16 protein-coding genes are annotated in these 17,263 nt (G+C 66.8%); 13 read left to right on the plus strand and 3 right to left on the minus strand.

Annotation, left to right across the window (positions count from 1 at the left end):
* Positions 1-25 precede the first annotated feature (25 nt).
* The gene (locus J2T21_RS17840) at positions 26-475 is read right to left on the minus strand and encodes an Lrp/AsnC family transcriptional regulator (RefSeq protein ID WP_307583257.1); all 450 of its coding nucleotides are present in this window, start codon (positions 473-475) and stop codon (positions 26-28) included.
* Between the two features lie 216 nt (positions 476-691).
* On the opposite strand from J2T21_RS17840, the gene pdhA reads away from it, so the two are divergent.
* The 6 genes from pdhA to J2T21_RS17870 all read left to right on the plus strand — a co-directional run bounded on the left by pdhA (position 692) and on the right by J2T21_RS17870 (position 7,007).
* Positions 692-1,861, plus strand: coding sequence for a pyruvate dehydrogenase (acetyl-transferring) E1 component subunit alpha (gene pdhA, locus J2T21_RS17845; protein WP_307583260.1), 1,170 nt, complete (start codon positions 692-694; stop codon positions 1,859-1,861).
* Positions 1,858-2,958, plus strand: coding sequence for an alpha-ketoacid dehydrogenase subunit beta (locus tag J2T21_RS17850; protein ID WP_307583262.1), 1,101 nt, complete (start codon positions 1,858-1,860; stop codon positions 2,956-2,958). The genes pdhA and J2T21_RS17850 overlap by 4 nt, the downstream gene beginning before the upstream one ends.
* The gene (locus J2T21_RS17855; protein WP_307583263.1) at positions 2,955-4,388 is read left to right on the plus strand and encodes a dihydrolipoamide acetyltransferase family protein; all 1,434 of its coding nucleotides are present in this window, start codon (positions 2,955-2,957) and stop codon (positions 4,386-4,388) included. Before J2T21_RS17850 ends, J2T21_RS17855 begins: the two co-directional genes overlap by 4 nt.
* Before the next feature lie 210 nt (positions 4,389-4,598).
* Positions 4,599-4,799 carry a hypothetical protein gene (locus J2T21_RS17860; RefSeq protein ID WP_307583265.1) on the plus strand — a complete coding sequence of 67 codons (201 nt, stop codon included), beginning with the start codon at positions 4,599-4,601 and terminating at the stop codon, positions 4,797-4,799.
* A gap of 150 nt (positions 4,800-4,949) precedes the next feature.
* Positions 4,950-5,786, plus strand: a complete 837-nt coding sequence (locus J2T21_RS17865) for an MBL fold metallo-hydrolase (RefSeq protein WP_307583267.1) — start codon at positions 4,950-4,952, stop codon at positions 5,784-5,786.
* A gap of 21 nt (positions 5,787-5,807) precedes the next feature.
* Positions 5,808-7,007, plus strand: a complete 1,200-nt coding sequence (locus J2T21_RS17870) for an MFS transporter (protein ID WP_307583268.1) — start codon at positions 5,808-5,810, stop codon at positions 7,005-7,007.
* Here J2T21_RS17870 and J2T21_RS17875 read toward each other — a convergent pair.
* On the minus strand, positions 6,962-7,891 hold the full coding sequence (locus J2T21_RS17875; RefSeq protein ID WP_307583270.1) for a phosphatase PAP2 family protein: 930 nt from the start codon (positions 7,889-7,891) through the stop codon (positions 6,962-6,964). The genes J2T21_RS17870 and J2T21_RS17875 overlap by 46 nt on opposite strands.
* Positions 7,892-8,053: 162 nt before the next feature.
* On the opposite strand from J2T21_RS17875, the gene J2T21_RS17880 reads away from it, so the two are divergent.
* The 7 genes from J2T21_RS17880 (at position 8,054) to menD (ending at position 16,259) form a co-directional block, all read left to right on the plus strand.
* Complete coding sequence (locus J2T21_RS17880) at positions 8,054-8,647, plus strand: winged helix-turn-helix domain-containing protein (RefSeq protein ID WP_307583271.1); 594 nt, start codon at positions 8,054-8,056, stop codon at positions 8,645-8,647.
* Positions 8,644-9,330, plus strand: coding sequence for an SRPBCC family protein (locus J2T21_RS17885; protein ID WP_307583272.1), 687 nt, complete (start codon positions 8,644-8,646; stop codon positions 9,328-9,330). Before J2T21_RS17880 ends, J2T21_RS17885 begins: the two co-directional genes overlap by 4 nt.
* A gap of 27 nt (positions 9,331-9,357) precedes the next feature.
* Positions 9,358-10,356: an o-succinylbenzoate synthase gene (locus tag J2T21_RS17890; RefSeq protein WP_307583273.1), complete on the plus strand. Its 999-nt coding sequence runs from the start codon at positions 9,358-9,360 to the stop codon at positions 10,354-10,356.
* Between the two features lie 195 nt (positions 10,357-10,551).
* Complete coding sequence (locus J2T21_RS17895; protein WP_307583275.1) at positions 10,552-12,627, plus strand: PhoX family protein; 2,076 nt, start codon at positions 10,552-10,554, stop codon at positions 12,625-12,627.
* 186 nt (positions 12,628-12,813) lie between these two features.
* Positions 12,814-14,406, plus strand: coding sequence for an RNA polymerase sigma factor (locus J2T21_RS17900; protein ID WP_307583277.1), 1,593 nt, complete (start codon positions 12,814-12,816; stop codon positions 14,404-14,406).
* Positions 14,387-14,518 (plus strand): hypothetical protein, encoded by a 132-nt coding sequence (locus tag J2T21_RS17905; protein ID WP_307583279.1) that lies wholly within the window; start codon positions 14,387-14,389, stop codon positions 14,516-14,518. The genes J2T21_RS17900 and J2T21_RS17905 overlap by 20 nt, the downstream gene beginning before the upstream one ends.
* A gap of 43 nt (positions 14,519-14,561) precedes the next feature.
* Positions 14,562-16,259, plus strand: coding sequence for a 2-succinyl-5-enolpyruvyl-6-hydroxy-3-cyclohexene-1-carboxylic-acid synthase (gene menD / locus J2T21_RS17910; RefSeq protein WP_307583281.1), 1,698 nt, complete (start codon positions 14,562-14,564; stop codon positions 16,257-16,259).
* Between the two features lie 204 nt (positions 16,260-16,463).
* Here the strand turns inward: menD and J2T21_RS17915 are convergent, their stop codons facing one another.
* Complete coding sequence (locus tag J2T21_RS17915; RefSeq protein WP_307583283.1) at positions 16,464-17,252, minus strand: amino acid ABC transporter ATP-binding protein; 789 nt, start codon at positions 17,250-17,252, stop codon at positions 16,464-16,466.
* Positions 17,253-17,263 lie beyond the last annotated feature (11 nt).

Below are 17,263 nucleotides of genomic sequence, written 5' to 3' on the forward strand. Positions count from 1 at the left end.
GAAGAGTCTATGGGGTCCGTGGTGACTAGCGGGTGTCGACATCCTCGAAAACCAGGAACGTCTGGGTATCCAGCACTCCCGGCATGGACTGCAGCTGGTCGAAGACCACGCGGCGCAGGTCGACGTTGTCGCGTGCCCGCACCAACAGGATCACGTCGAAGTTGCCGCCCACCAGGCCAATGTGGTGCACCTCGGGTATCGCGGAGAGGCGTTCGCGCATTTCCCTCCAGGAGTGTTGGCGCAATTTCAGGGTCACGTAGGCGCTGGCCCGGAGCCCGGCACGCAACGGGTCGATGACCGCGGTGTAGCGGGTGATGACACCCTCGTCCTGGAGTCGATTGATCCGCGAATAGGCGTGTGCCCGCGAAATATGGACCTTCTGCGCGACGGTGGTCACCGACTGGCGGCCGTCCTTGGTGAGCTCCTCCAGGATCCGGCGATCCACCTCGTCGAGCCGTGCCGGGGGAGTTTCCATGAAGAGCCACTTTCCGCTTTGTCCAAAAACCACCATGTTGCGGCGGTCACACTGTTGATTTGTCTACAAGAATACCGCTTTGAAGCGCACTATTCCAGAATTTTCCCGGATGATGGATACGTTTCATCAAAAATACCCATAATTAAGACAAGAAGTGACGTTCTCCGGCCAAGCCCGGGCCCCGGCGTCAGGAACAACAGCAGAAAGGCGTGACCCGTGACGACCACAGAACCACGCGACGCAATCGAGCAGGTGAGCAGCAAGTTCGGGATCACCCCCGAGGACTACATGCTCCCGGCTCGCACCGAAATCCACATGCTCGACGTCAATGGCAAGCTGCACCCCTCGGGCCAGCAAGGCGCCGAACCCGGCCACGAATACCCGTTGCCGAGCCCAAAGGCGCTCGTTGACGCCTACGAGCAGCTGGTCATCGGACGCCGCGTCAACGACCAGAACTCGGCACTGGTGCGCCAGGGTCGCATGGCCGTCTACCCCTCCAGCCACGGTCAGGAGGCCTGCCAGGTGGCAGCCGCCCTGTGCCTGGCCGAGGGCGACTGGATGTTCCCCACCTATCGAGACACCGTTGCGGTCATGGCCAAGGGTGTGGCCCCCATGGAGGTCATGGCCGGGTTCCGTGGCGAATGGCACAGCGGATATGACCCAAAGCAGTACAAGGTATCCATCCAGTCCACGCCGCTGACCACGCAGTTGCTGCACGCGGTCGGCGTCGCCCACGCGGCCAAGCTGCGCGGCGAAGACACGGTGGTGCTGGCGATGTGCGGTGACGGAGCCACCTCGGAGGGCGACTTCCACGAAGCACTGAACTTCGCCGCCGTCTTCAACCTGCCGGTGATCTTCTTCGTGCAGAACAACCAGTACGCGATTTCCGTTCCGCTGTCCCAGCAGTCGGTGGCGCCGTCGCTGGCGCACAAGGCGGTCGGCTACGGCATGGCCGGCGAGCGTGTCGACGGCAACGACCTGGTTGCCCTGATGGCTGTGCTGGGCCGCGCGGTGCGCCTGGCCCGCGAGGGCAACGGTCCGCTGCTGGTCGAGGCCCACACCTACCGCATGCAGGCCCACACCAACGCCGACGACGCCACTCGCTACCGGCAGGACGACGAGGTCCAAGCCTGGATCGCCAAGGACCCGGTCACCCGCATGCGTGCGTACCTGGCCGATGCCGGCCTGTTGCCCGAAGAGACCGAGGCGCGGATCGCGGCCAGTGCCGAAGCGGTGGCCACGACCCTGCGCGACGGCATGAACGCGGAGAACAACCCGGACCCGTCGGAGCTCTTCGCCCACGTCTATTCCACACCCACCACCCAGATGGCCGAGCAGGCCGCGATGCTGGCCGACGAACTCGCCCGCGAGGAGGACGCAAAATGAGCCCCACGGTAACCACGTCTTCGGCGGCCAACGGCAATGTTTCCGCCGCCACTGCCGCTGCGGCGGCACGGACCGCCGACGCCGGAACCCAGCCGGTCACCTTTGCCAAGGCACTGAACAGCGCCCTGGCCGATGCCATGGCCCTGGAGGATTCGGTCCTGGTCTTCGGCGAGGACGTCGGGGTCCTTGGCGGGGTCTTCCGCATCACCGACGGACTGACCAAGCGCTTCGGCTCGGAGCGCTGCTTCGACACCCCGCTGGCCGAGTCCGGCATCGTGGGCATGGCCATCGGCATGGCGATGAACGGCATGCGTCCGGTCATCGAAATGCAGTTCGACGCCTTCGCCTACCCGGCCTTCGAGCAGATCGCCTCGCACGTGGCCAAGATGCACAACCGCACCAAGGGCCGCGTGCCCCTGCCGATGGTCATCCGCATCCCGTACGCCGGCGGCATCGGGGGAGTTGAGCACCACTGCGATTCCTCCGAAAGCTATTACGCGCACACCCCGGGACTGAAGGTCTTCACCCCGGCCACGGTCCGCGACGCATACCTGATGCTGCGCGAGGCCATCGACTCCCCGGACCCGGTCATCTTCATGGAACCCAAGAAGCTGTACTGGTCCAAGGAACAGGTGGACCTGGAAGCGCTGCGGCTCTCGCACGAGACCGACGCGGTGCCGCCGACCGAGGGGCGCGCCGCGGTGGCCCGCTCGGGCACCGACGCGACGCTGATCGCCTACGGTCCCTCCGTGTCCACCGCCATGGCCGCGGCCGAGGCAGCAGCCCTGGAGGGCCGCAGCCTCGAGGTCATCGACGTGCGCACCATCGTCCCGCTCGACGACGCAACGATCTGTGAGTCCGTCCGCAAGACCGGGCGCGCCGTGGTCATCGCCGAGGCGCCGGGCTTCGCCTCGGTCTCCAGCGAGATCGTCGCCCGGATCCAGGAGCGGTGCTTCCACTCGCTCGCGGCCCCGGTGCTGCGTGTGACCGGGTTCGACACCCCGTACCCGGCGCCGAAACTCGAAAAGTACTACCTGCCATCCGTTGACCGCATCCTGGATGCCGTGGATGCGCTGCAATGGGAGGAAGGGGCATGAGCGTGAAGACCTTTTTGCTGCCGGACCTCGGTGAGGGATTGACCGAGGCCGAGCTGGTCAAGTGGCTGGTTGCCGTGGGCGACACCGTGGTCATCGACCAGCCGATCGCCGAGGTGGAAACCGCCAAGTCGATGGTGGAGGTGCCCAGCCCCTATGCCGGGACCGTGCACGAGCTGCACGGAGCCGAGGGCCAGATGATGCTCGTTGACGCTCCGCTGTTCTCCGTGCTGGAGGAAGGCGCGGTGGCCCCGGCAGCGCCCGCCGCGGAACCCAAGTCCGGCATCCCGGAGCGCGAGGTCGCCCAAAGCTACCGCGAGGAGGAACGAGCCGGAGCCAAGGCTCCGGCGAGCGAAGGCTCGGGCAACGTGCTCATCGGCTACGGAACCCCGGAGGGGCTCTCGGCCAAGGCACGCAAGCGCCGCCCGCGCACCGATGCCGGCACCGCACCGGCCACCGCCAGCGGGGTGCCCGCCGCCGCGCCGCGCCGTGCCCCTCTGGTGATCTCGCCATTGGTGCGCAAACTGGCCCGGGACCACGGCATCGACATCGCCACGCTCAACGGCAGCGGTGCCGGCGGGCTGGTCCTGCGCTCGGACATCGAGGCGGCTGCCGCCGCAACCACTGCAGCGCCGGTGGCGCGGACCGCGGCACCGGACGTCGAACCGGTGCGCGCGGCTGCCCCGGCATCCGCGGCCGAGGGCTCAATCGATGCGCGCTCGGGCCTGGGAATTTCCACCAGGACCCCGATCAACGGCGTGCGCAAGACCATCGCCCAGGCCATGAGCCGGTCGCGCAGCGAGATCCCCGAGGCCACCGTGTGGGTGGAGGTGGACGCCACCAACCTGGTGCGGATGCGTTCGGCCATGAAGGGAACCGACCCGGAGAACACCCCGGGGCTGCTGGCCTTCATTGCGCGCTTCGTGGTTGCCGGGCTGCAGAAGTACCCGGCGCTCAACTCCCGCATCGAGCACAACGCGCAGGGCGAAGCCGAGATCGTGGGCTTCGAGGGCATCAACCTGGGCATTGCCGCGCAGACCGAACGGGGCTTGATGGTCCCGTCCATCCGCAACGCCCAGCAGCTCAGCGCCCGCGGGCTGAATGCCGAACTGGCACGGCTGACCGAGGTCACCCGTTCCGGCAAGGCCACGGTCGCCGAGCTCACCAGCGGCACCTTCACCCTGAACAACTACGGGGTCTTTGGCGTCGACGGTTCCGCGGCGATCATCAACTACCCGGAGGTTGCGATCCTCGGTGTCGGGCGGATCATCGACAAGCCCTGGGTTGTGGACGGCGAGCTCGCGGTCCGCAAGGTCACCGAGTTGACGCTGGCCTTCGACCATCGGGTCTGCGACGGCGCCACGGCCGCGGGCTTCCTGCGCTTCGTGGCCGACGCAATGGAAAACCCGGCCTCGGTGCTGGCGGACCTGTAACGGTTTCCCGTATCGCGGCCAGGCACGTGCCCGCGGCGAGAGGTGCTTCATGGAACCTCGCCGCGGGCACCTGCGCATCCGCCGCCGGGGCCCAGGGATGCTGCCGCTGGCGCATGATTCGCCTTGCCATCGCCAACCGCCTTGGCCGAGGCCCGGATCAGCTTCCCACCACCCCTATTGAAAGCGGCGACGACCAACTATCCTGATGCCATGGAAAAGCTACCTGCTGAATACGAGCATTACCTTCTAGGCAAGGACGAACTCCACATCGAAACGATCATGCCGATCTTCCGGGAGTCCGTGGCCGAAGGCAAGTACGGGGTTCACATCCGCGGACTCGGCGGCCATTCCGAACAGGCCTTCGTTGACGAGACCGTCCCCTTCGGGAAGATCAAGATCACCGTTCCCTAGCACCTGCCGTTCCACGGTGGTGCGACCCGATTCCCCGGCATGCCCCTGCGGTCTCCGGGGAATCGGTTTTGCCCGGACTGATTTTCATGCAGAATGTGGATATCGCCAAAACACCGGCACCGCCCGGCACCGAGGAAATGGGGACCCGCCATGAAGCAGCCATTGGTACCCAGCGTGGAACAGCTTGCCCCGCATTGCTGGCGACTGCTCAACCACGGATTTTCCATGAATACCGGCCTGATCGTGGGCCAGGACCGCGCCGTTGTGATCGACACCGGCTCCGGGCCGCGGGAAGCGAAGGGCCTGTATGCGGCCATCCGCAAGATCACCGGTCTCCCCTTGCTTGTGGTGAACACCCATGCCCATGGCGACCACGTCTTTGGCAACGACTACTTTGCCGCGCAGGGCGTGGAAGGCTTTCACGCCACGGCAGCGGCGATCGAGCACCTGCGCCGCAACGGGGAGGCCGAGCGCCAGCTGGTGCGCTTCCTGGAACCCGAAATGGCCCTGCGCCAGGGAGAGCACTCGGGCATCGTCGTGCCAGGCAACATCGTCACGGAAACCGGGGGCACGCTGGACCTTGGCGGTGTCACCGCGCAGCTCTTTGGCCTGGGCCCCGGGCACACCAGCGGAGACCTGCTCGTGCGCTGCGGCAAGGTGTTGTTCACCGGCGACCTGGTCGAGGAGGGCGGACCGCCGAACTTCGAGGATTCGAACCCCTATCTCTGGGCGGAGTTGCTGGGCCGGCTCGTGCGCGAATGCGACGACGACGTGGTGGTGGTGCCCGGGCACGGAGACCCGGTGGACCTGGAATTCGTGCGCCGGCAGCACCGCGAAATGCTGGCCGCAATCCTGGAAGGGGAAACCATCGTGCGCTCCTGGCCGACCGGAAGCTTCGACCCCACCGCCCACCAATTGGAAGTGCTGCCCTACGGCCCCGAACAATCCACGATCTTCCTGCAAAGGCTGAGCAAAACCATGCCATAGCCGGTTCAGTAGGATGAACACATGAGTGAACAACCTTTCAGCCTGCGTAGGATCGCGGTGAAAGTGTATTCACCTTCCCTGCTGTACGGCCTGGGGCTGGGTGCGGTCACGCCCATCATTGCCCTGTCTGCCCTGGACCGCGGGGCCAACCTGGCCACGGCCGCACTGGTCGTCACGCTGGTCGGCGTCGGTTCCCTGGTTTCCAATGTCCCCGCCGCGGTGCTGACCACGAAAGTCGGCGAACGCCTGGCCATGGTCTTCGCTGCAGGGTGGGCGGCCCTGGGCATGGTGCTGGGCATCGTCCCCTCGAACCTCGGCCTCTTTGCCGTGGGGGTGATGATGCTGGGCATGGCCGGGGCCGTGTTCAACTTGGCCCGGCAGACCTATCTGGCCGAGGCCGTCCCGCTGGAATTCAGGGCCAGGGCCATGTCAACCCTGGGCGGGGTGATGCGCATCGGGGTGTTCATCGGACCCTTCGCCGCCACCCTGGCCATGAAGTGGCTCGGCATCGCCGGGGCCTACTGGGTGGGCATGGTGGCCATGGCCATTGCCACGGTCGTATGCCTGTGGATTCCGGATCTCGAGACCCGGGCGCCGGTTGAAGCGGGCCAAAGCCGCGCCGGCGGATCGATGCTCTCCATTGCCAAGGACCAGTGGCGGATCCTGCTGGGGATCGGGCTGGGCATTGTCTGCATCTCCGCGGTGCGCTCAACCCGCCAGGTCGTGCTTCCCCTGTGGGGCGAAAACATCGGGTTGGATGCGGCCACGATCTCGCTGGTCTACGGGTTCTCCGGGGCCATTGACATGCTGATCTTCTACCCCGCGGGCAAGGTCATGGACAAGCGCGGCCGGGCCTGGGTCGCGGTGCCGTGCATGGCGGTCATGTCGTTGGCGCTGTTCCTGCTGCCGCTGACCCACTCCATGCCCACGATGCTGGCCGTGGCCATGGTGCTGGGATTCGGCAACGGCATCGGGTCGGGCATCGTGATGACCCTGGGAGCCGACTACTCGCCGGTGGCCGGGCGGCCCAAGTTCCTGGGGCTGTGGCGCCTGCTGTCCGACACCGGCGCCATGGCCGGACCGGTGCTGCTCTCGGTCCTGGTGGCCGTGGCGACGCTGGGCGCCGGGGTGATGGCGATCGGCGGGATTTCGCTGCTGGGAGCGGGGATCTTCGGTTATTTCATTCCCCGGACCAACCGGCGGCGGATGGGAGCCCCGTAACGGGCAAAAAGCCCATGAATGAACCAGCCCGAGACCATGGCGGTGCCCAGGACCAATGCCAGGCCCACGGCCAGGAAGACGAACAGGGCGCCGTTGCGCACGGTACCGATCGCCGGGTGGTCCATGGCCAGCGCGAGTGCCAAGGCCGCTGCCGCAGCCACTGCGCCCACCACTGCCGACGCGCGCAAGAGCCGCTCGGGAACCGTCCTGGATCCGGCGGCCGTGGTGCGGGGCCCGGGACCGCTCCCGTGGGCATGGCGCAGGAACAGCCCTGCCAGCACGCTCCACCAGGCAACCACCAGATAGGCGGCAAGCACGTCGCTGGGGCGGTGCCAGCCCAGCACCAGCGTCGAGGCCCCGGCCACCGCGGCGTAGGCCCAGCCCAGCAGGGCCACCGGCGACCGGTGCGCCACGGGGGCGACGATGAAGATCGCGGCCATGGCTGCGGCGGCGAACGTCGTGTGCCCCGAGGGGAACGAGTTCATCGAGGCACCCGAAATGTTCAAATCCGGCCGCACCAGCAACACATGCTTGAGCAATTGGGTGGATCCGGCGGCACCCAGCAGCAGGGCCCCGGCCACCGCGGGGCGCAGGAAATCGCGCCTGCGAACCAGTGCGAAGAGGATGAATCCGCCGGCCAGCAGCGCCGAGGCCGCCGGCATGTGGTCCAGGAAGGCCAGCGCGGGGCCCCGGGTCTTGTCCGCAGCCAGGAAGGCCTCGCCGCCCAGCAGCGCCGCCTCGTCGATCCATTGGCCGAGCTTGGTCATGACGAAGAAGCTGTAGCAGGCCCAAAAGAGGGCAGCCAGCAGCACCAACGAGCCGTACCAGGGGAGCAGGGCGCTGCCCGTTGATTGGCTGGGCGGGGGCTTGGAGGAAAAGCTCATTGCCAACAGGGTTTCACACAATCCTTGCCGGTGGCCCGGAACGTGGGCTTTCTCCCATGGATTCGCCAAGCCCGCGCACGGGGGAGGACGCAGAGCGGTCGCGGGTTTCCGGTCGGCACCGACCTATTGACAAATTAATTTGTCAGTGAAATTCTTTGAAGCATGTTGGACCTCGAAGTGATCGAAGACCCGCGGGCAGCGGCGGCAACGCTGGACCCGATGCGCCAGCGGCTGCTGGCCGAGCTCGCCGAACCGGCCTCGGCAAGCATGCTGGCGGCCAGGCTGGAGATCCCGCGCCAGAAAATCACCTACCACCTGAACCAAATGGCCGAACTCGGGCTGCTGGCCCAGGTGGAATTGCGCCACAAGGGCATCATGACCGAACGGCTCATGCAGGCAACCGCGGCGTCCTACGTGATCTCGCCGCAAACCCTTGCCGCCCTCAGCCCGGCACCAGCGGACCTGCGGAACGAATTCTCCGCAACCTGGCTGCTGGCCCTGGCCGCACGGACCATACGCGAGGTCGGGGCCCTGCTTATCGGCGCACGCAAGGCCCGCAAGGGCTTCGGAACCTTCGCCATCGACGCTGACATTGTCTTTGCCTCCGCCCGCGAACGGGCGGAATTCAGCGCAGAGCTCGGCCTCGCGATCGCCCGGCTCGCCACCAAGTACCACGACAACACCAACGCACCCGCCGCCCGGGCCCACCGCCTGGTCGTGGCCCTGCACCCCACCTTGAAGGAAGGCACGCCATGAGCAAGGAATTCGAGATCGTCGAAGAACTGGTGATCGACAGCACACCGGAACGGATCTGGGAAGCTGTCACCAACGGCACCGCCGCCTGGATGTTCCCCACGGACCAGTGGCCCTCGGTGCGCACGGTGGACGAGTACCCCACGCACCTGGTTACCCGGATGGACGGACCCGACGGCTGGTACAACCAGCTGGAGCACGTGCTGACCCCGGACGAGAACGGCACCGCGCTGCGCTACGTCCACTCGGGGATCTTCGTCGACGACTGGGACAACCAATACGACGGGGCCTCCAAGCACACCGTCTTCTACCTGCATACCCTGGGCGAGTACCTGCGCCACTTCGATGGGCTCCCGGTGGCCTTCAGCGACATCCAGGGACCCGAGGCCTCGAAGGCCCCGGACGCACTGGAAACCTGGCTTTCGGCCCTGGGCCTGGCCGACGCCGCGGCCGGCGCCGAACTGGAACTCGAACTGCCCGGGCGCGGAACCACCCGCGCCACCGTGGACTTCCGCAACGAGAACTTCGTGGGGCTGCGCACCACCGACGCACTGGTGCGGATCTTTGGCCGCAACGCCTTCGGCGGCCCCGTTGGGGTGATCGTCCACGACTTCGCCCACGGCGCCGATGCCCGGGCCAACACGGCCGCCTGGCAGGAAGCGCTCGACGCCGCCTACCGGAGCTGAACCAGAAGGGAAGATAGGCTGGAACCCATGAACCAGCTGCCGGACCTTGACGAGCTAATCAATGCCTCACATGTGGTTTCCCTGCCCATGACCGTGCAGTTCCGCGGGGTGCGGCACCGCGAGGCGATGCTCTTGCACGGCCCGGCAGGCTGGGGTGAGTTCTCGCCCTTCCTGGAATACGGCCCGGCCGAGGCCTCCGCCTGGCTGCGCTCGGCCATCGAGGCCGCCTGGGACGGATACCCGGATCCGGTGCGCCAAGCCATTCCCGTCAACGCCACGCTCCCGGCCGTGGGCCCGGAGCGGGTCGAAGCGGTCCTGGCCTCCTACGACGCGGCGCACACCATCAAGGTCAAGGTCGCCGAAACCGGCCAGGACCTCGCCCAGGACGTGGCCCGGGTGGCCGAGGTCCGCCGGCTGTTTCCCGACGCCGCGATCCGCATCGACGCCAACGCCGGGTGGGACCACGATCAGGCTATGGCGGCGCTGGAGGCACTGGCCGGCTACGGGCTGCAATACGCCGAACAGCCCGTGGCGGGAATCGACGGCCTGGTGCGGGTGCGCGAGGAAGTCGCGCGCCGCGGACTCGGGGTGCTGATCGCCGCCGACGAATCGGTGCGCAAGGAATCGGACCCGCTGGCGGTGGCCCGCGCCGGGGCCGCGGACCTGATCGTGATCAAGGCCCAGCCGCTGGGCGGGGTCCGGCGGGCGCTGCAGGTGGTGCGCGACGCCGGATTGCCGGCGGTGGTTTCCTCCGCCCTGGACACCTCCATCGGCCTGCGCCAGGGAGCAGCCCTGGCCGCCGCGCTGCCGGATCTGCCCTACGCCTGCGGGCTGGCCACCGGTTCGCTCTTTTCCTCCGACATCACCACGGACAGGTTTCTGGCCGTGGGCGGGGAACTTCGCTTGCGGGACATCGCCGCCGACCCGGATCTCCTCCGCAAACACGAGGTCAACGCCGAACGCCGCACCTGGTGGCACCAGCGCCTGGCCGACTGCCACCGGGAACTGCTCACTGCCCGCCGCTAGGCAGGGCATGCCTTTGCCGTCGCAGAAGCCGGATCCGGCCCGATCCCGTGACCCGGGCCACAAAGTGGCCCCCGCGCCACGAAACCGACACCCTGCGGTAGCCTGCCGTTAACCTGGTGGCGGCCGGACGCTCACCGGTGGCTGGAACGCTGGGAATCGAAGTCATCCACTCGATAGCGTTGCACGGAGAAAACCATGAGCCTCACACGTACCTTCCTTCCCATGCTCGGCCACACCCGCGGCAATCGCGACGCGGCCACCTGCCACTTCAAGTGCGGCGACGCCTGTGCCAAGGACGTCTGCAACACCAGCTCCAACAGCTACTTCCGCGACATCGCCGACGCCGCCCTGAGCCGCCGCTCCATCCTGGGCATCGGTGCCGTGGCCTCCGCGGCACTGGTCGTGGGTGTCGAGACGGTCGGGGCCACCGCTGCCCACGCCGACACCGTCGTCGCCCCGAACGGCGGCGGCAAGCTGTCCTTCCAGGCCATTGCCCCGGTGCCGCGCACGGTCGATGCCATGACCGTTCCCGAGGGCTACGACTGGGCCCCGATCATCCGCTGGGGCGACCCGCTGTTCAACCACGCCCCGAAGTTCGACATCACCAAGCAGAGCGCCAAGCGTCAGGCCGGCCAGTTCGGCTACAACAACGACTACCTGAACATCATCGTGGACAAGTACTCCGGACGCTCCGGCGTGCTGGTGGCCAACCACGAATACACCAACGAAGACCTGATGTTCGACCCCACCTGGTTCCAGGCGAACAAGGCCGAGGCCGCGAAGATCGCCATGGCCGCCCACGGGTTCTCCGTGGTCGAGGTCAAACGCGTGAAGGCCGGCACGCCGTGGACCTACGTCCGCGGGGGCGAGCGCAACCGCCGCATCACCGCCACCACGGCCTTTGCCATCGACGGCCCGGCCGCCGGGTCCGAGCTGCTCAAGACCGTCGCGGACCCCACGGGCCGCAAGGCGCTGGGCACCCTGAACAACTGCGCCGGCGGCACCACCCCGTGGGGCACCGTGCTCTCCGGGGAGGAAAACTTCAACCAGTACTTCCGCGGCACCGGCTCGGAGACCGACGCCCGCTACGGCATCGCCGACAAGGCCACCGAACGCGGCTGGGAGGACGTGGACCCGCGCTTCTCCGCCCATAATCCCGGATACGAGAACGAGATCAACCGCTTCGGCTGGATCGTGGAGATCGACCCGCAAAACCCGGATTCGACCCCGGTGAAGCACACCGCGCTGGGCCGCTTCAAGCACGAGGGAGCCAACGTCCTCATCGCCGACGACGGGCGCGTCGTGGCCTACTCGGGCGACGACGAGCGCTTCGACTACGTCTACAAGTTCGTCTCCAAGGCCAAGTACCGCCGCGGGGACCGCAAGCACAACATGACGCTGCTCTCGGAAGGCGACCTCTACGTCGCCAAGTTCTCCGGCAACTCCCCGGCCTCCCAGATCGACGGGTCGGCCGCCGTTCCAGCCGACGGTTCCTTCGACGGCGCCGGAACCTGGATTCCACTGGTCAAGGACGGCGCCTCCAAGGTGCCGGGCATGAGCCTGGAAGAAGTACTCGTCTACACGCGCCTGGCCGGCGACAAGGTCGGGGCCACCAAGATGGACCGCCCCGAGGACGTCGAGCCGAGCCCTGTCACCGGCAAGCTCTACATCGCCCTGACCAACAACACCCAGCGCGACACCACCGGCAAGGCAACCGTGGACGAGGCCAACCCGCGCACCCGGAACCGCGACGGCCACGTCATCGAGCTGACCGAACGCAACAACAATGCGACGGGCACTGCGTTCGCCTGGAACATCCTGCTGGTCGCCGGGGATCCGTCCAAGGACGCGAGCACCTACTTCTCCGGTTACCCCAAGGACAAGGTCTCGCCGATTTCCTGCCCGGACAACCTGGCGTTCGACTCCAAGGGCAACCTGTGGATCTCCACCGACGGGCAGCCGGGCACCATCGGGTACTGCGACGCCCTGCACAAGGTCACCCTGACCGGGGCGGAGCGAGGGAAGGTCGAGCAGTTCCTGGCGGTCCCGGCCGGCGCCGAGACCTGCGGCCCGCTGATCCACGACCGCGACGGCTCGGTGTTCGTGGCCGTGCAGCACCCCGGCGAGGGCGGCACCTTTGCCGACCCGATCTCGTTCTTCCCGGACTACGTGCTGAACCCCTCCAAGGCCAAGCGCGGCGAGGTCTACGGCCCCCGCCCCTCGGTGGTCCAGGTCTTCACCTCGGCCAAGGGCCACGGTCCCAAGAAGTAGCCGCGCTTTGCCGCATGCGTGCGGCGTTGATGCACCACCAAGCGCCCTTGGCGGCAACGAGAAGGTTCGTTGCCGCCAAGGGCGCTTTTGCCTGCCCGGAAGGTTTTCGGTTTCCCCATGTCAGGAACGCCCCGATGGCGGAAATAGATAGGGTGTAAGACTTACCATCGAGATCGAGGGAGGCCCATGCAACCGGATGCAAGGTTGCTGGAGGGCGAACACGGACCCCCAAGCGCACCCGAAGAGCGGTTCAGCAATTTCTACCGGCAACATTATTGGCTGGTGCTGGCCTATGCCCAACGCCGGATAAACAACCACGAGACCGCGCGCGACCTGGCCAGCGAGACCTTCAGGGTGGCCTGGTCCAAGTTCGAGCAGGCCGAGCACCTGGGCTTGGCCTTTCTCTACCAGACCTGCAAGAACCTCATCGGCAACGAGTACCGGCGCCAGCTCCGGGTTGCCGCACTCGAGGTCAAGCTGCAGCACTGCCCCGAACGCCATGCCGGGGACGAACACTCCCTCCAGCTGCGCGAGGCCATGCTGGGCATGCGGGATGCCGAACGCGAAATCCTGTACCTGACCTACTGGGAGCAGCTCAGCGCCCAACAACTGGCCAACGTCCTGGGCTGCTCCCAGGAAGCGGCCTGGGCACGGGTCAGCCGCGCGCGCAAGTCACTCAAGACATCCTACGAAGCGGGGTCCACCATGCCTAAGCAACTTTTCGAGGACGACAGCACGCTCGATGCAGGGATCCGGAATGCCAACCCGTTCCCCGTCGAACAGACCCCGGAGCTGGATCAGCGAGCCCTGGACGACCTGGCCTCCATACTGGCCACACCAGCCACAACGAATGCTTCAACCGACCCTTTCGCGGAGCCGGCCGCAAGGGCAGCCGGGGAACCGGCACCGAGCAACGTCGTGGCGCTGGATGCCAAGCGCAAGACCACGCGCAGGCGGGTGCTCGGAGCCCTGGCCGCAGTCGCCGCCGGAGTGCTCGTGGCCGTGCCGCTGGGCGTATCGCTGAACGGATTGGGCAAGGCCGTGGCGGCGCCCCTGCCTCTGACGAGCATCAAACCAGCCACGATGAGCACCGGTGAGGCGGTCTCCGCGCTGGTTGCGGCGGCACGGAAAAACCCCGATCCTGCGGACTTCAACCCCGGACACCTTAAGGTGGGGCACTGGGAGGCCGGCTCCATGTTTGTGCCCCTGGCCGTGCAGTACGCAGAACCTGTCGTTCTCGAGGACGGTTCGGGTACGATCACGCTGATCGAGGGCGACTTCGACGAACGGATCTCCATCCCCACGGTGACCGAGACCCGGCGGGAGAAGGATCTCAGCGGCAGCATCAAGCAGACGATGGGCGACCCGTTTTCGATCACGGGTGAAACCGTCAAGTTTGTGCCCTTCGACGGGAACCAAGTCCCTGGCAGCGTCGACACCATCGATTTCAACCCCGGGGAGATGCAGCCTTGGTTCAAGACATCCCCAAGTGACGAACCAACAAAGCTCTTCAAACAGATCCAGAAGTTCCAGCTGTCCCATGGAGCCGCTGTCGGAGACAGCTCCGAGGGGTTCGTTCAAAGCGTGGGGTTCATGCTGACGGATTGGAAACTGAACCAGTCCCAAAGCGTGACGATGTTAAGGATGCTGCCCGCGGTCAAGGGCCTGGAATACTTGGGTACGAGCACCGACAGGTGGGATCGCAAGACGATGGTCTTCGGCGTAAACACCCCCCGGCATGGGCGGCACCCACCAGACCATGTTGATGTTCAACCCTGACACCGGACGCCCCATCGACTACGTCGAGGAATTCCACGTGGACAGGACTGCCAACGCCCAGGGCGGGGATTCCACCGATCTGGTCACCCGCTACATCGCCATCTCCGAATAAGCCGAAAGAGGTTCTGGTCGGGGACGGAATTAGGATGGTACCCATGCCCTCCGATTCCGTCCCCGAACTTTCCTCCATGGAAGTCGCCCGCCTGTTGCTTGCCGCGCTGCAGACCCACGGTGTCCGCGACGTGGTGATTTGCCCCGGATCACGCAGCGCCCCGCTGGCCTACGCCCTGGCCGAGGCGGAAGCCGCAGGAACCATTCGCCTGCATGTGCGCATCGACGAACGCGTTGCCGGGTTCACCGCGCTGGGGCTAGCCCTGGCCGGCGGCGGTCCGGTTCCGGTGCTGACCACCTCGGGCACCGCGGTGGGGGAGCTGCTGCCGGCAGTAATGGAGGCCAACCACGTTGGGGTCAAGCTGGTGGTCCTCTCGGCCGACCGTCCCGCCGAACTCCACGGGACCGGAGCTAACCAGACCACCAACCAGGTCGACCTGTTCGGTGCACATGTGCGCGGCGCCGTCACCATTCCCGCCGGAACGCACCCCGATGCCCTGGTGGCCGAAGCCATGGCCTTCGCGCGGGGCACCGCCTCGGTGGCGCCGGGCCCGGTTCAGATCAATGTGGCCTTCCGGGATCCGCTGGTTCCGGCACCCGGGGACAGGTTGCCGGAATTCGGAGCCAACATCACCCACCCACCCGTCGCGCTCGCATCCGACAACGACCCGGGATGGCGGAACCACATTCCCGTGACCGAACGCCGAACCGTGGTGGTGGCCGGCCACGGTGCCGGCCCCGAGGCCGAGGGCTTCGCCCGGGCGCTGGGCCTGCCGCTCTTTGCCGAGCCAAGTTCCAACGCGCGATTCGGGCCCAACGCCATTGGCCCGTACCGGACGCTGCTGAGCAGTCACATGGCACGGATCGAGCGCGTGGTCCTCTTCGGCCGTCCCACCCTGACCCGTCCCGTGGGCAGGCTGCTGGCAGACCCGGACATCGTTTCGGCGCTGTGGGCCCCGGCCCCCGCCCCGTGGTTTGAACCGGGACGCCGGCGCGAGCAGGCCATGGCAGACCCCGCCGCATTGGCACAGTTCGCCGGGGTCGGGCCCGAAGGCTGGCTGGGGCAGTGGCAGGAGCTGGGGCGGCAGGCCGAGGAAGCCATCGAGCAGGCCCTGGCGGCGGACGGCGGCCTGGACGGACCGGCGGTTGCACGCGAAACCTGGGCGTTGTCCCGCGGGAACCTGGTCCTGGGATCCTCCAACGTCATCCGCGACGCCGACCTCTGCGGACGCCCCGCACCCCATCCCGCTGCAACGGTCTACGCGAACCGGGGACTGGCCGGGATCGACGGAACGCTGGCCACCGCTACGGGCATCGCCCAGGCGCGCGGCGGGCGCAAGACCACGCTGCTGGTCGGGGACGTGACATTCCTGCATGACGTGGGAGCGCTGCTGATCGGCGAGGGTGAAGCCGCACCGGAGATGGATGTCGTGGTCCTCAACGATTCGGGCGGGGCCATTTTCTCCACCCTGGAACACGGTGCGGTGGCCGAATCCGGGCGCTACGCCAACGCCGTCGAGCGTCTCTTTGCCACACCGCACCGGGTCAAAATCCAGCCGCTGGCCCAGGCCTACGGCTGGGAATACCTGGCCGTGGACACCGTGGACGAGTTGCGGGACGTGCTGCAGCGCCCCGGGACCCGTCGCATCATCGAGGTGGCCGTGACGAGGTCCGGTCTGCGTGCCCTGCATGCGGGCATCGCGGCACAGACCGGAGAACTGGCCTGGCCACCAATCCGCTAGACCGGAGCCGCCGGAAACGTACGGGCTCCCTGCGGGGGAAAGCTTGGCCCATCGTCTAACCGGGCGGGTCCCGTTCGCGAAAGCTCGGCTGAAGGGGCAGCTACGGCCGCAGGAGCGCCGCTTGCGGTGCGGTTAAGGACCGAGGGGCGGTTTGGCATCCGAGTGGATGCCAAACCGCCCCTCGGGGTTTCCGGTGTGCGGGACCTACTCTGCGATCTCCACGTGGGTGGGATCGAGCACGCGCTTGAGGAAGTCCTGGGTGCGCGGCTGCTGCGGGTTGCCGATGACCTCCTTGGCGGGCCCCTGCTCGACGACGACGCCGCCGTCCATGAAGATCACCCGGTCTGCGACCTCTTTGGCGAAGGACATCTCGTGGGTCACCACCAGCATGGTCATGCCGCCCTTGGCCAACGAGCGCATGATGGCCAGCACCTCGCCCACGGTCTCCGGGTCCAACGCGGAGGTCGGCTCGTCAAAGAGCATCAGGGTCGGATCCATCGACAGCGCACGGGCGATGGCCACGCGCTGTTGCTGCCCGCCGGAGAGCTGGTCGGGGTAGCGGTCGCCGAAGTCCCCCAGGCCCACACGGTTGAGGTTCTTCTGGGCGGTTTCCTTGGCCTGCGCCGCCGGCCGCTTCAGGACCTTGGTCTGTGCAACGGTGCAGTTTTGCAGGACCGTCAGGTGCGGGAACAGGTTGAACTGCTGGAAGACCATGCCAACCTTTTGGCGCATCTTGTCCAGATCCACATCGAGGTCGGTGGCGTCGAATCCGCCGACATGGATGACGCCGGCATTCGGCTGTTCCAGGAGGTTGACGCAGCGCAGCAACGTCGATTTCCCCGAGCCCGAGGGGCCGATGAGGCATACGACCTCTCCGGGCTTGACCTCCAGGTCAATGCCCTTGAGGACTTCGTTGTCGCCGTAGGACTTGTGCAGGCCGCGGATATCCACGCCTGATGCCTTGAAAGTGGTTTGGGTGTTGTTGTCAGACATGAGGTACTTCC

This window comes from Paeniglutamicibacter psychrophenolicus (assembly GCF_030812255.1).
GTDB lineage: Bacteria > Actinomycetota > Actinomycetes > Actinomycetales > Micrococcaceae > Paeniglutamicibacter > Paeniglutamicibacter psychrophenolicus_A.

Excerpts from the sequence above, each read along its gene's own strand:
- J2T21_RS17840 (WP_307583257.1), bottom strand. The coding sequence starts at position 475 with ATGGAAACTCCCCCGGCACGGCTCGACGAGGTGGATCGCCGGATCCTG.
- J2T21_RS17885 (WP_307583272.1), top strand. The coding sequence starts at position 8,644 with ATGAGCAAGGAATTCGAGATCGTCGAAGAACTGGTGATCGACAGCACA.
- J2T21_RS17850 (WP_307583262.1), top strand. The coding sequence starts at position 1,858 with ATGAGCCCCACGGTAACCACGTCTTCGGCGGCCAACGGCAATGTTTCC.
- menD (WP_307583281.1), top strand. The coding sequence starts at position 14,562 with ATGCCCTCCGATTCCGTCCCCGAACTTTCCTCCATGGAAGTCGCCCGC.
- J2T21_RS17915 (WP_307583283.1), bottom strand. The coding sequence starts at position 17,252 with ATGTCTGACAACAACACCCAAACCACTTTCAAGGCATCAGGCGTGGAT.
- J2T21_RS17855 (WP_307583263.1), top strand. The coding sequence starts at position 2,955 with ATGAGCGTGAAGACCTTTTTGCTGCCGGACCTCGGTGAGGGATTGACC.
- J2T21_RS17890 (WP_307583273.1), top strand. The coding sequence starts at position 9,358 with ATGAACCAGCTGCCGGACCTTGACGAGCTAATCAATGCCTCACATGTG.
- J2T21_RS17905 (WP_307583279.1), top strand. The coding sequence starts at position 14,387 with ATGTTGATGTTCAACCCTGACACCGGACGCCCCATCGACTACGTCGAG.
- J2T21_RS17865 (WP_307583267.1), top strand. The coding sequence starts at position 4,950 with ATGAAGCAGCCATTGGTACCCAGCGTGGAACAGCTTGCCCCGCATTGC.
- J2T21_RS17870 (WP_307583268.1), top strand. The coding sequence starts at position 5,808 with ATGAGTGAACAACCTTTCAGCCTGCGTAGGATCGCGGTGAAAGTGTAT.
- J2T21_RS17860 (WP_307583265.1), top strand. The coding sequence starts at position 4,599 with ATGGAAAAGCTACCTGCTGAATACGAGCATTACCTTCTAGGCAAGGAC.
- J2T21_RS17875 (WP_307583270.1), bottom strand. The coding sequence starts at position 7,891 with ATGAGCTTTTCCTCCAAGCCCCCGCCCAGCCAATCAACGGGCAGCGCC.
- J2T21_RS17900 (WP_307583277.1), top strand. The coding sequence starts at position 12,814 with ATGCAACCGGATGCAAGGTTGCTGGAGGGCGAACACGGACCCCCAAGC.
- J2T21_RS17895 (WP_307583275.1), top strand. The coding sequence starts at position 10,552 with ATGAGCCTCACACGTACCTTCCTTCCCATGCTCGGCCACACCCGCGGC.
- J2T21_RS17880 (WP_307583271.1), top strand. The coding sequence starts at position 8,054 with ATGTTGGACCTCGAAGTGATCGAAGACCCGCGGGCAGCGGCGGCAACG.